Below are 13,427 nucleotides of genomic sequence, written 5' to 3'. Positions count from 1 at the left end.
TATTCAAGGCGATAGCGCGTCGGGCGTAAGCTATTCGACCCATGCTCCGGGCACGTCACTCCTTTGGAGACGCGGCTGTCGGCTCCTCAAAAGAGGTAGGTTGGCGTTCCTCTGCCAAAACATGTGAACTCGAGACATGCAGGGTTCCCGCGGAGCTTTGGAGGGTCAACATGGCTGACATATCGTGCGCACCCGGATTTTCCGGAAGCAGGCGGTGAGATCACCGGAGGATTGTCACTCCAAGTATGTTGTCTGGAGTATTTTGTGAGGGCAGGCAGATATTATGAGATACGCACGGACGGACGACGAAATCTTGCCTACTATAGCAGAGCCGAAGATGAGTCTTGTTTCGTATGAGGAGCAAGAATAACTCAGACTACGCAGCGTGCAAAGCAAGGGGTATTCCACGCTCTTATGAGTTAAAGGCTCACGTTGAAGGTGGTAATGCCTCGTTTAGTTCCTAGGGGGTATCTCGCAAGCCGAAATAGTGGGCCGCTTTTAAAGGCGTCAGTAGTATTTATTGGCTGTATCCGGCGCTTTTCAGAAAATGCGCCTCGCTTCCACTGTCATTCAGCAGGAACAGCCCAATGCAAATCAGCGTTTTTGGGATTGGCTATGTCGGTGCCGTATCCGCGGCCTGTTTGGCCAACGACGGCCACAACGTCATCGCCGTCGATCCCAATCCCCAGAAAGTCGGCCCTCTCAACGAGGGTATCAGCCCGATCGTCGAGCCGGGCCTCGAAGAGATGATCAAAGGGGGTATCAGCAGCAAGCGCCTCGTGGCCACGAGCGATGTCCGCGAAGCCGTTCAGGGAACGGACCTGTCCTTTGTGTGCGTGGGTACGCCTTCGCGCTCAAACGGCTCTCTCGATACAGCCTATGTGAGCGCCGCCGCCGAGCAGATCGGCGCGGCCATCCGCGAGAAAAACGACTTCCATTCCGTCGTCATGCGGTCGACCATCCTGCCGGGCACGATGGAAAGCATCGTTCTGCCCGCCCTCGAGCGTGCATCGGGACGGCAGGCCGGCGTAGGTTTCGGCGTGGCCTACTACCCTGAGTTCCTGCGCGAGAGCACTGCGATCGCTGATTACTATGACCCAGGGGCGATTATCTTCGGCCGTCACGATCAGGCGACTGTCGACCGGCTGGTGGATCTGCACAAGATCTTCAAGGTCGAGCCGAAAATCGTCTCGATCCGTACCGCTGAAGCCGTGAAATACACGAATAATGCATGGCATGCCCTGAAGATCAGCTTCGCGAACGAGATTGGCAACATCTGTAAGGAAGCCGGGATCGACGGACACACCGTGATGGAGGTTCTGTGCGCCGATACGCGGCTGAACATTTCCAAGGCGTATCTGAAGCCGGGCTTCGCTTTCGGCGGCTCGTGCCTTCCCAAGGACCTGCGGGCTCTGCGCTTCGCAGCACGCAAGCTCGACGTGCCCACACCTATCCTCGACGCCACGATGGAGGCTAACGAGGAGCAGCTGCGCCGTGCCTACTCGATGGTTGCGGCGACCGGAAAGCGCCGGATCGGCATCATCGGCCTGAGCTTCAAGCCCGAAACCGATGATCTGCGGGAAAGCCCGCTCGTCGAGCTCGCAGAGCGGCTTTACGGGAGGGGCTACGATATCCGAATCTACGACCCGAACATTCAGGTCGCAAAGCTGACCGGCGCGAACCTCCAGTTCGTCAAAGCCCATCTCCCTCACCTTACCTCGCTCCTGACTGCCGATATCGATGAAGTCATCGATCACGCAGAAGCGTTCGTTCTTGGCAACCGAGATGAGGCCAAGCGGCTGATGGCAGCCCTGAGCGACGACAGGCCGCTCATCGACCTCGTTCGCATCGACCAGACAAGGTGTTCAGGTGACCTTTATCAAGGAATCTGCTGGTAACAGCAGCGGCACCCGGCTGTCGGAGTCGGTGGGGGCGCATGTGCTCTATGTGGTGGCCGTAGCAGCTTTCGCTGCTGCGCTCCCGCCGCAGGCATATGGCGCGATGAGCGCTGGCGTGGTCGGTGCCATTGGGTTTCTCGCCATGTGGCGCTATGGATGGGGCCTCCTCCACTTCGTCCGCGCCCTCGTCTTCCGCAAGCGGGTGTTCCCACGCCTGCGGAAGGCTGCCGAAGCGGCGGTGGACCACGCACCACCGAACGCTTTCCTGCTGGTGACGACCTTTCGTATCGACAGTGCCGTCACGGCGCGGGTCTACCGGGCCGTCTTCCAGGCGGCGCTGGCAGCGCCCGGACGAGCAACGGTCGTTGCGTCCGTGGTGGAGGCCGGCGATCAGAGGCTTATCAAGAGCCTGTTCCGGGCGATCTGCGGCGACGCGAGCAATGTCGATCTCGTGATGGTGAGGATCGCAGGAACAGGCAAGCGGGATGCCCTCGCTTACGGCTTCAGGGCGATCGCCCGCCGCACTCCGGCTGCCGACGACGTCGTCGCCGTGATCGACGGCGACAGCATCGTGCCTGCAGATCTGGTGCGGAAATGTGCAGGATTCTTCCAGCTCGATCCGCAAGTCGGAGCTGTGACGACCGATGAGATGAGTGAAGTCCGCGGTCGCCGCATCTTCCAGGAATGGTATGCCCTCCGCTTTGCCCAGCGCCACACCCTCATGTCTTCTGTTGGGCTGTCGGAGCGTGTCCTGACCCTAACCGGGCGCATGTCGATGTTTCGCGCAAGCATCATCTGCAACCCTGAATTCATTCGTCAGGTGGAGCTGGACTACATCGATCACTGGCGCCTCGGCCGGTTCAAGTTCCTGACCGGCGACGACAAGTCGAGCTGGTTCTGGCTGCTTCGGAACGGCTATAAGATGCTCTACGTGCCGGACGTGGTCGTGCTGACCGTCGAGGACCCTCCATCCGACAGCTTCATCTCGGCTGCCGCGATGCTGATGGTGCGATGGTTCGGGAATATGCTGCGCACGAACTCGCGGGCGCTCGCCCTTGGCCCGCATAGAATCGGGCTGTTCACTTGGTGGGCGATCCTTGATCAGCGCTTGTCCATGTGGACGTCGCTGGTGGGATTTGCGATCGCCTTGATGGCGGGGATCTTCGTCAGCGGCTACGCGCTCCTGCTCTATGCCCTCTGGATCCTGACGTCGCGGTACATATTGACCCTGTCCCTGTTGGCGTCGCGGCCGAGAGTATCCGTCTTCTATCCCTTCCTTCTCTACTTCAATCAGATCTTCGGATCGCTGGTCAAAGTCCATGTCACCTTTCGTCTGGATCGGCAGAAATGGACGCGGCAGAAAACGACCTCGGCCAAGGCGGCAAAGCGCCCCTTCATCGCAAGCAACTTCATGTCGGCATACATGCATAGTCTCGCGCTTGCTGCATTCGTGACGGTGCTGGCCTGGAGCATGGACGTGCTTCCGACGCCGAAGCCAACGCTGTTTCTTCCTTAGAACAAACGACACCGATTTGGAGCTTGAGGTCATGACGAAGATAACGCACGAGGCCGAGGTTCAAAGGCAGCACCCTCGATACCGGATTCCCGTCCGATGCATCCTTAATGGAACTCAGGTTTCCGTCGTCGACGTCTCCGTGGGAGGAATCGGTCTGAGGACAGGAGCGATCGACGTGAAGCCGGGTCGCGTCCTTGAACTCACTCTCGTCTTTCCTTTCAGCGGCTACGAGCTCTCCCTGCCCATCAATGCGGAGGTTCGTTACGTCACCGAGGAGCATAGCAGGATCGGCCTCCGCTTTGTGGATGTCTCGCCGCGGCAGCACAATCTACTGCGGTTCATCCTTGACGCCTATCTTGCCGGTGAGGTTGTGGACGCCGGCGACATCCTGGATGTGTCCTCGCGCCGGAACGAGGGGAAAACCCGTGAGGTTCCCCAGCGGCCGAGGCCGCAGGGAGTTCTCGCTCACCTGAGCCATCATGGCCGCAGCGCAGCAGGCTATATCGGCATTGGAGTCGCGACGATGCTGCTCCTCGGCTTTATCGGCATGGGATTGTTTGAGAAGATGTACATCATCCCCGCTCAATCGGCGCTGATCACTGCGGATCTCGTCACCGTGCCGGCTCCGTCGAACGGACAGGTCACGTTCATTGCGGCTGGCAGCGAAGTAAAGGCCGGCGAGCCCCTTCTGACGATTCAGGGGCCGCAGGGAAGCAGTGTGGTCATCGACAGCCCCTGCAATTGTGTGGTTCAGGCTCGCTACAGTCGGACGGCCAACTTCGTCCGGGAGGGTATGCCGATCCTGGCTCTCCGCGAGAAGACAAGCACGCCATACGTGACGGCCAGCATTCCGCACGATCAGCTTCTGCGCTTCTATCGTGGGGCCAGCGCCGTGATCGAATATGCGGACGGCACGCGCGTGCGGGAGGGACACATCGAGCACCTTCCTACCCTGGTCGGCGAGGCCGCGTCTCCTGGTCCGTTCCTCGTCAAGCTCGCACCGGGCCGCGAACTCGAGATGTCTGCCATCGGGCAGCCCGTATCGGTCGTCTTCGATACTTTTTCAGGATCCTCGGTCGTTGCTGCGGCCAATAAGCTGCACGCGGCTATGAATTGGGCAGGGGAGAAGATCGCTGCCGTCTTCGGACAAAACAGCGAGGCGGCGACGGCACCCAATAAGGCTAAAGAGCCTGACGTCGACAACGGGAGACGCCTTGCCGGATTGAAGCCGAAGGAATGACGGCATCCGGGCTGGGTTTTGAAAGGCTATCCTTGAGCAGTTTGGAGATTTGAAATGAACAATATCATCCCGGTTCTGATGTGCGGCGGCTCAGGCACCCGACTTTGGCCGGTTTCACGTTCCAGCGAGCCGAAGCAGTTCCACGCCCTTGCGGGTCAATCAAGCTTGTTCCAGCAGACAGTTAAGCGCTTCCGCGCAGAACAATATGCAGAACCGATCATCGTGGTGAATACCAATCATCGCGATCTCGCCTTGCGCGAAATCGGTGAGCTGAATGCCGGAGCGGCCCGGCTGCTGGTCGAACCGTGCGTTCGCAGCACAGGCCCGGCCATCGCAGCCGCAGCGGCCCTGATCGCCGAGGAGGATCCGGACCGGCTGATGCTCGTTGCACCAAGCGACCACATCATGGAACAGGCGGAAATCTTTTCCGAGGCGGTGGCCCAGGCCGCGAAGGCCGCGCAGCAGGGGCGGATCGTGCTCTTCGGCATCCGCCCCATGCATCCGGAGACCGGCTTCGGCTATATCGAAATCGACGAAGCCTTCGACGGTGCGAGTTTCAAGGTGGCAGGTTTCGTCGAGAAGCCGGTACGTGCCGTCGCTGAGAAATTGGTGGCAGGAGAGCGGCATCTTTGGAACAGCGGGATCTTCATGTTCACGGCCCGCACGATTCTCGACGAGCTCGAGCGGCATGCGCCTGACGTTCTGGCCTGCGCCCGCCGGGCTCTTGCGGCAGCCCAGCGCGGCAACGACACGATTCGTCTCGCGGCCGAATTCGATACGGCGCCCGTGATCTCGATCGACTATGCCGTGATGGAACGCAGTGATCGGCTCGTCTGCATACCTGTGTCGCCCGAGTGGAGAGATCTCGGCTCCTGGTCTGCGCTCTGGGATATCGGCTCCAAGGACGGAAACGGAAATGTGTCCCGTGGCGACACGCTCCTTCAGGACGTGAGCAACAGCTATGTTCACGGGAGTTCGCGTCTTGTTGCCGTTTTGGGCGTCGAGAAGGTCGTCGTCATCGACACGGCCGATGCCGTTCTTGTCAGTTCGTTGGACCAGGCTCAGAACGTCGGCCGCCTGGCGGCCGAGCTCGCAGCGTCGAAACGATCGGAGGCAGCTCTGCACCGGAAGGTGCGCCGCCCCTGGGGGTCCTATGAATCCCTGCGAGTCGGCGAAACTTTTCAGGTCAAGCATATTGTCGTGGATGTGGCCGGGCGGTTGTCGCTGCAGTACCATCACCACCGCTCGGAGCATTGGACCGTTGTGTCCGGAACCGCACGCGTCACGGTCGGCGAACGGGTCTTCACCATGACGGCAAACGAGTCCGTCTATATTCCAAAGGGCGACGTGCACCGGCTCGAGAACATCGGAGATGAGGACCTGCACCTGATCGAGGTCCAGTGCGGCACGTATCTCGGTGAGGACGACATCGTGCGTCTGGAGGATCAGTATGACCGTATCGTCGCGATCTGACGGTCATCGCCGCCTGAGGATAGCCTCGCTTCTCGTGTCCATGGTGCTGGTCTCCAGCGCCATGGCGCAGGACGGCAACGAGGTCACGCGCCTTGCCGAGGAGGCGCGGCAGGCCTTCGTTGGCGCCGAACAGAGCAATGCAGGCGCGAGGCAAAAGGCTGTTCTCTATCAGGTAGCCCGAGCAAGGCTCAAGCTTCTGGAGAAGTTTGCCGGCCAAGGCACATCGGGCCCGGGCGAATTTAGGGAAGGAGCCCGCACAGAACTCACGCGCCTGGCCGACGAGGGACTCAGCCACGACATGGTCAGCGCGATGCTTCTCCAGGCTTCGGTCGCAGACCTTGCGGGGACTCAGGCCGGAGCTGACCGAGTGGAAGTCGGCGTGACGCTCCACCAGATCGCAAGCGAGCAGAGATCGCCGGCCTACCGGGCCGCGGCCTTTGTCGAGATTGCCCACGCCTATGCGAGAGCGGGGCTTCAGGATCGCGCCCTGAGATATGCTACCTTGGCGCTGGATACGGCTGAGGCGGTCTTCGAGACCGGTACACGCACCGGCGTCCTCAATGCCGTGTCGCGGGTTGCGTCTGGACTCGGCACGCCCGGAACCGCTCTGGCCAACCGCGCCGTCGGTTTTATGCCGACGGCCCGTAGCCGAGCCTATGCCCGTCAGGCAATGGCCCGTGAGCAGCTCAAAGGCACCACCATGGAGAAAGTGCCTGAGGCCAAATTGAAGGTCGAAGCCAAGAAGCGCATGGCTACGGGAGACTTGGCAGGCGGCCTGTCTTTGGCGCTCGCCTTGCCTGACGGCAAGGAGCGGGAGGATATTCTCTCCGCCTCCTTCGAGGCTGCCATCGAGCGTCACGATCGGGAGGTTGCTCTTGCGGCGGCCGAAAGCTTCTTTGACAGCTCAAGGCAGGAAACCGCCCTCACGGCCATCGTGAAGTATGATGCAGAGCGTGGAACGCCGCTGCGCTCCGCCGAACTCGTGAACAGTATGGAGGATGGCCCTGCGAGGGCCTCGCTCCAGCTTGTTGTCGCCACCGAGCTGAAGAAAACCGGTTATGATGGAATGGCCGAGCGGCTTTCCTCGGGAGCAAGCAGGAATCCCAACATCGAGGGGATGGGGGAACTCAGCGTCGAGAACCGGCGGGTCGCAGACGGGGCCGCTCATGAACGTGCGGGCGAGCTCTCCACTCTGTCTGAAGTCAAGAATCTCATTGAGCAGAAAAAGAGGGCGCCGATTCCGGATGCATTGCTGCTGGCCAGTCTCGGCAAAGTGTCCCGCGACGATGACAAAGCGGAAGTTGCCTTCGCCCTTGCTGCACTGCCTGATGCAGGTGCGCATGCTGCCAACCTGGTCCGTTCCATCGGAGACGACCTGAGCCGAGCCAGAGCCTTCAGGCGTCTGGCCCAGATCCGAGCCGATTACCTCATGAAGCCCTTGAGCGATGAGCCCGGTGAAAGTGTCGATAGTGTCCCCGCCGCCGCATCCGCTTCCAAGGACGATGCTCAAGAGCTCCAGACTCGCAGAGGTCTCGCGTTGATCAAGGTGGACGCGGGACACTCGGCCAATGCCCGCCTGCCGATCCCGGGCAAGTTCGCAACGTCGGCCGAAATCCGATCCACTGTGCCTTGGCCCGGCGGGGCGGTTGTAGGGAGTACCTTCGCCAGTCACAATCCTTATATTGCAAAGTTCCTTGACGACACGGAAGGCGGTGTCACGCGCCTCGAACAGGCGGTCCGGTACCAGGGTTTGCCATCGCCGCGGATTATTGTCGTTCAACGCGGAACTGCGACCCTGGGCATGGTCGCGCGCCAACTGCAGGGAACGGACGCGCGCGATCTGATTGTTTATGAAGGCGATGCCGTCGTCGTACGGGCTCCTGTTTTTGTCGCTCCTGGCGCAACGCTGCTTCTGTCGCGCCTCGATGCGCCCCTCTACAGATTGAGCGCCAATGCTGGAGCGTTCATCGCCAACGCGGGCGAAGTCGACATCGTCGATGCCGAGATTGTCGGTTACGATGAGAAGGCCAAGCAGCCTTCGTGGTCCGACAACGACAGATCGGCCCTGTTCCGCCCGTTCCTTCTGACCTGGGGGGACGGCCGGATGAATGTGGCGTCCTCCCTTTTGACCGCCCTGGGCTACGACAACGCGAAGTCGTTCGGGCTGACCTACTCGTCGGGTCCGGACCGCGTTGCCGAGTTGCGGGATCAGGCTCGTCCGACGGGAACGGTTGTCGATAGCGTGTTTCGGAATCTCTATATCGGTCTCCACTCCTATGAGGCCGAACGGGTCCAGGTCGTTGGAAACGAATACCGGGACAGCATCGCCTATGCGGTCGACGCTCATGACGGATCCAGAGGCAGCATCATCGCCTTCAACACCGTCTATGGGACCATGGTCAGACACGGGATTGCCGTGTCCCGCGACGCCGATGACAATGTGATCGTCGGCAATCTCTCATTCGACAATGCCGGGTCCGGGTTTGTGCTTGATCGCAACAGCACGAACAATGTTCTCTACGCCAACAGCTCGTTCCAGAACGCTCAGGATGGGGTGGCCGTTTTCGAAAGCTCCTGCAACGTGCTGACGAACAACCATCTTGCGGGCAACAAGCGGGACGGATTGAAGGTCCGGAACAGTTTTGACGTGGGAGCCTACGGGAACAGGATTGAAGCGAACGGCAATTCCGGCGTGAGCGCCTATATCGCGAACATCCCGATTTCCAAAAGAGCGGACGGGCATAGCGACGGTTCCGGACATTACGCTCCCGTAACCGCTCTGTCGCTCAGGAACAACAGTTTCTCGGCCAATGGCGTCGGCGTCAACGCGCAGGGCGTTTCGGGCCTGTCGATGTTTTCGAACCGGTTCGTAAAGCAATCCCGACGGCTGCTTGGTGGAGACATTCGTGGGTTGGAGGGGCCGGTTCTGCGCCTCGCGTCCCAGACCGATGTGCTCATCGCGAGCACCTGCCGGCCGGCGAAGCCTGTCTTGTCCTGCCGGCTGAGGGATAGGGGCTACTTCGAGGGGGATGCCGATCGGCAGATCTTCAACTCTCAGGCTGGGTCCGACTGCACCGATATCAATGGAAGCGTCCAACACCGGGCCTTCTCCAGCTCTTCTCAAGGGACCTAGAGGCAGCATGAAACGGATCCTCGCCTTCTCGGTCTTGAGCCTTCTTGCAACGGCACCGGCCACCTCTCAGGTGAGGGGGCAGGGCTTGTTCGATGTGGAGGCCCGTCGCGCTATGCTTGCTCAGCCTGGCCTCGCGGCCGTCCGGTCCGCCTGCCTTGCAATTCCTCGCGATCCTTCCTGGACAAACCTCAAGCCCATCGAGGGCCTCAAGGCGGCCGATAATGCCAGCATGGAGGGAGGCGCGAACAATTATTCATGGGCCGTGATGGTGATGACCGGGCGCGCTCTGGCCGGCGATCCGGCGTCGGAGGCGTCTCTGCGCGATCTTCTGCTTGCCTGGGCGAAAGCGAAGGCATTCGAGAACACAGATCCTGACGGCGAGGCTCACTTTGGGCTGAAGCGGGCGCTTCTGCCGACCATAGCGGCCTATTCCATTCTGTTTCGCAGCTTGGACGAGTCCCAACGGCAGATCGTCTCCGGGTGGATCGTCTCCCTCGTTCGCAAGATCGACCGGACATTCGGCACCGATGCGGATCTCAACAACCGCCGCATTCTTGCCGACAGCATTCTCATGACCTGGGGCGCCGTCACGGGTGATGGTGCTCTCTATGACAAAGGCTATCGGGGATATCGCGCCATCTTGGCGGAGGCGCGCCCTGATGGGAGCTTGGTTCTGGAAACGCGGCGGGGTGCCCGGGCCCTGTGGAGCATGCGTCAATCGTTGGCGAGCCTGACGGTCATGGCAGAAGTCGCGGCGACGCGAAGCGTCGATCTATATGGCCTTCGCGAGGGTGAGGGGAGTTTCGACCGTCTCCTCTCATATCTTCTCAACGGCATCACGGAACCTGCAGTGGTCATGGCCTATGCGTCGGAGAACCACAACCCCGGTGCCGAAGCGGATTTTCGCCGGCAGGACATGAGCTTCATGGCGAAGCGCCATCACGGCCGCCACCTTATGGCCTGGGCCGAGCCTGTCGTGGCACGAGAGCGGGCTGGTCTTGCCACGAAAAGGCTCAAGGCGCTTCTGGCGCGCAGCGTCCGGTCCGACCGGCCCCTCATCGACGAACTCGTCGGCGGCAACGCCACTTGCTTTTGGGGGCGTTGATGAACCATTTCCATCTGCGGCTGCTCGGCCTCCTCGCAATCCTGATGTTGCTTTCGCCCCTTCCGGCATCGGCTCAAGGAGCAACGGAGATCGAGCTGCGCGATCGCTTTCGCAGCATCATGCAGAAAGTCGAGCAGCTGAAGCAGCGCAGCGATTCGGCTGCGCTCGTGGAGCGAGCCCAAATTCTTCAGGATGGCTTGCCGGTGAGCGAAACCAATCCGCTCAAAGTTCCGCGCATCGACGAGGCGGTGCGCCTCTACGATCAGGCCCTTGCGGTGCAGGGAGCACATTGGCCAGCGGCTGCGCTGCGGCGTGCCAAGCTGATGCTGGCGCGCGAGCAGGGTCCAGCCTCTGCAGAGCGGGCCGCCGAACTGTTGCGCCGTGCCGCCGCGCTCCAGAACCGCGAGGCGGCCTTTGTCCTCGCGGGCCTGATGGAGAGCGGGATCGGTGGTAAGCGGGATCCGGAAGGCGCCAAGAATCTTTATCAGATTGCCCTTCGATCCGAGCACGGTCCCGCCGGCCTTGAGCTCGCTCGCCTTGAGAGCGATCCGGCGAAGGCGGGCATCTTCGCGACGCAAGGGCTGCGGCTTCTGTTCCAGGAGGCGCAGCAGGGATCGGCCGAGGCGGCTCGGACGTTGGCGGACCACTACCGGACAACGGCGAACGGACCGGAAAGAGTCACTGCCGCTATCGAGTGGTACCAGCGGGCCACCGACTTGGGCGACGCAGAGGCTGCACTGCGCTTGGGGCGCCTGCGCGCCGATCCAAAATCCGCATTGCGCCAGCCGCAGGAGGCGAGGATCGCCCTCGAGAAGGCTGCTCAGCGGGGCTCCACCGAGGCGGCCATGATCCTTGCAGAGGATCCGTACAACGGTGCAGCCCTCAACGTCGAGGCCAGTGTCGCCGATCTCTGGCTCAACCGAGCCATCGAGACGAAGGCTCCGCGCGCTCTGGTCCTGGCGGCAGAGATCCGCAGCCAATATGGCGCCAACGGCCGGGAGGCCGCAAAGCAACTGCTGGCTGAAGCCGTGCAGCGCGTGGACAACGATGCGACGGCTCTCCTTGCCCTTGGCCGTCATCTTCGCGACGGCGTTCTGATCGACCGCAACGTGCCACTGGCACTCAAGCTGTTCGATAGGGCTGCAGCCAGCGACAACTCAGCGGCGTTCTACGAGTTTGGCCGCACGGCACTCACCTATCAGGATGCTGTAACGGAGAGCATGCGCAAGAAGGCCATCGAGCGTCTTCGGACAGCGGCCGAGCGGGGCCATGTGAAGGCTGCGGTGAGCATGGGCGACGCTCTTCTTCGCGGCAATGGAGTGCCGGAATCGCAGGCTGAGGCCATGCGCTGGTATCGCAGAGCGGCCGAGAGCGGCTCGCCGGCCGCTTACATTCGCCTTGGCGACCTTTATGCGAGCCAGTCCCCCGGCATGGAAGCGCCGCGGGCGTTGGAATGGTATCGCAAGGCTGCCGAGGCCAACAGTGCGGTCGCCATGACGCGCCTCGGCGAGATGTTCAACGAGGGAAGGGGGGTGCCGCAGGACCAGGCCCTGGCCGCGACCTGGTTCAGCCGCGCCGCGGCAGCCGGAAGCCGTGCCTCCATGGTGGAACTGAGCGCGCTTTACTCCCGCACTGGAGGTCCGGGCCACTTCAATCTGGCACGCGAATCTCTCGAAAAAGCGATAAAGGCCGGTGACGCCCGGGCGCCAATCGCCCTGGCCAAACTCTACCTGGCACGGGGCGAGCGCATGCTTGCCGAAGCGACACTCAGAAGGGCTGCCGAGAGTGGAAGCCCGGAAGCGGCTTTGGAGCTCGCTGAGGTTTATCTTTCAAATCACTCGACCGGAGAGCAGCAGAGCGCAGCCCGCCGGTGGCTTGCCATGGCCGAGAAGGCAATGGCTGACGATGATCGCCAGAATGGCAAAATCGCCTTGTTGTACCTCAGCCTTCCGGATGCCGGATCGATTGAACATGGCGCATCTGTTCTGGAAGCACTGGTTCGAAAGAACAACCCGGAGGCCATGACGATCCTGGCAACCGCTCTCCTGCAGGGAACAGGGGTGAGGACGGACCCAATGCGCGCAGAATCTCTTCTCCTGCGCGCCATTCAACTTGGTCATGATGGAGCGCGCTTTGTTCTGGCCAAGGCGTATCGGGACGGCGACGGCATCGCTCGGGATCTGGCCAAGGCCATGGCCCTTTATCGGGAGATCTACAACGAGGAGCCGGGCGACACGAAAGTGCAACTCGCGCTGGGAGAGGCCTACGACCGTGGCGTAGGTGTCCCGCAGGACCGCAAGGTGGCAGCAGAGTTCTATGCCCAGGCTGCGCGCCAAGGCGATCCTGACGGCCAGATTCGCCTCGGCCTCGCATATCTTTACGGAGGCGGCGTCGATCGCGACGGTCGGAAATCCGAACAATGGCTGTCACAGGCCGGTGAGGCCGGACAGATCGAAGCGAAAGTTCAACTCGGTAGTATCAAGCTCTCCGGCTTGAGCGCGACGGTCGACAGCGAGGGAGCGTTCGCCTCCTACCTGCGTGCGGCAGAAGGCGGATCAGCGATCGCGATGATCGAGGTAGCGCGCGCTTTGATGAACGGGGCGGGCACGCAGCTTGATCTGGGTCTTGCAAAATCCTGGCTTGAGAGGGCCGCGAGCCTCAACTCGGCAGATGCCATGTTCGAGCTCTATCGTCTGAATGACATCGGAGCGAAGCCGAACGTCCGCGAGGCAGAACGATGGCTCAAGCAAGCGGCCGAGAATGGACATGCAGGTGCGATGTACCGGCTGGCACTTCGCTATCAGCAGGCATCATCCGACAGGGATCGCACGATGGCTCGGGACTGGCTTGAGAGAGCCGCGCGCGCCGGTCACTCGCAGGCTGCCAAAACTTTGTCGAAGCTGACGAACGCGACGCCCGGGTGAAAGATCGAAAAATGACTGGAACAGGACGGCGGAATACCCGAAGCCTCGAGAACGGATGGAGAGCGACAATGGTGATCTTCCACCGATTTCCATGGAGCTCGCCAGCAGTAAAAGCCTGTCGCGCCGGCAGCGCTTCCG

Annotated in this window: 7 protein-coding genes; all 7 read left to right on the top strand. The window is 61.4% G+C overall.

Going from position 1 to position 13,427, the window contains the following annotated elements:
- Positions 1 to 587 precede the first annotated feature (587 nt).
- The 7 genes from VB672_RS10340 to VB672_RS10310 are packed head-to-tail and all read left to right on the top strand — an operon-like array spanning position 588 to position 13,289.
- Entirely contained in the window at positions 588 to 1,898 is a 1,311-nt protein-coding gene (locus VB672_RS10340) for a UDP-glucose/GDP-mannose dehydrogenase family protein (protein WP_329784117.1), read from the top strand.
- Positions 1,870 to 3,414: a glycosyltransferase gene (locus VB672_RS10335; RefSeq protein ID WP_329784116.1), complete on the top strand. Its 1,545-nt coding sequence runs from the start codon at positions 1,870 to 1,872 to the stop codon at positions 3,412 to 3,414. The genes VB672_RS10340 and VB672_RS10335 overlap by 29 nt, the downstream gene beginning before the upstream one ends.
- Before the next feature lie 31 nt (positions 3,415 to 3,445).
- Positions 3,446 to 4,654: a PilZ domain-containing protein gene (locus VB672_RS10330; protein WP_329784115.1), complete on the top strand. Its 1,209-nt coding sequence runs from the start codon at positions 3,446 to 3,448 to the stop codon at positions 4,652 to 4,654.
- Between the two features lie 54 nt (positions 4,655 to 4,708).
- Positions 4,709 to 6,127 carry a mannose-1-phosphate guanylyltransferase/mannose-6-phosphate isomerase gene (locus VB672_RS10325; protein ID WP_329784114.1) on the top strand — a complete coding sequence of 473 codons (1,419 nt, stop codon included), beginning with the start codon at positions 4,709 to 4,711 and terminating at the stop codon, positions 6,125 to 6,127.
- Entirely contained in the window at positions 6,105 to 9,260 is a 3,156-nt protein-coding gene (locus VB672_RS10320; protein ID WP_329784113.1) for a right-handed parallel beta-helix repeat-containing protein, read from the top strand. Before VB672_RS10325 ends, VB672_RS10320 begins: the two co-directional genes overlap by 23 nt.
- Positions 9,261 to 9,267: 7 nt before the next feature.
- The gene (locus VB672_RS10315; RefSeq protein WP_329784112.1) at positions 9,268 to 10,365 is read left to right on the top strand and encodes an alginate lyase family protein; all 1,098 of its coding nucleotides are present in this window, start codon (positions 9,268 to 9,270) and stop codon (positions 10,363 to 10,365) included.
- Positions 10,365 to 13,289 carry a tetratricopeptide repeat protein gene (locus tag VB672_RS10310; RefSeq protein ID WP_329784111.1) on the top strand — a complete coding sequence of 975 codons (2,925 nt, stop codon included), beginning with the start codon at positions 10,365 to 10,367 and terminating at the stop codon, positions 13,287 to 13,289. The genes VB672_RS10315 and VB672_RS10310 overlap by 1 nt, the downstream gene beginning before the upstream one ends.
- The last annotated feature ends 138 nt before the right edge of the window (positions 13,290 to 13,427 follow it).

Origin of the sequence: Microvirga sp. CF3016 (genome assembly GCF_036314085.1) — a bacterium.
Taxonomy (GTDB): Bacteria; Pseudomonadota; Alphaproteobacteria; order Rhizobiales; family Beijerinckiaceae; genus Microvirga.
Note: the sequence above shows the minus strand (reverse complement) of the source record. Positions and strands in the feature narration are given on the sequence as shown.

Excerpts from the sequence above, each read along its gene's own strand:
- VB672_RS10330 (WP_329784115.1), top strand. The coding sequence starts at position 3,446 with ATGACGAAGATAACGCACGAGGCCGAGGTTCAAAGGCAGCACCCTCGA.
- VB672_RS10340 (WP_329784117.1), top strand. The coding sequence starts at position 588 with ATGCAAATCAGCGTTTTTGGGATTGGCTATGTCGGTGCCGTATCCGCG.
- VB672_RS10310 (WP_329784111.1), top strand. The coding sequence starts at position 10,365 with ATGAACCATTTCCATCTGCGGCTGCTCGGCCTCCTCGCAATCCTGATG.
- VB672_RS10315 (WP_329784112.1), top strand. The coding sequence starts at position 9,268 with ATGAAACGGATCCTCGCCTTCTCGGTCTTGAGCCTTCTTGCAACGGCA.
- VB672_RS10325 (WP_329784114.1), top strand. The coding sequence starts at position 4,709 with ATGAACAATATCATCCCGGTTCTGATGTGCGGCGGCTCAGGCACCCGA.
- VB672_RS10320 (WP_329784113.1), top strand. The coding sequence starts at position 6,105 with ATGACCGTATCGTCGCGATCTGACGGTCATCGCCGCCTGAGGATAGCC.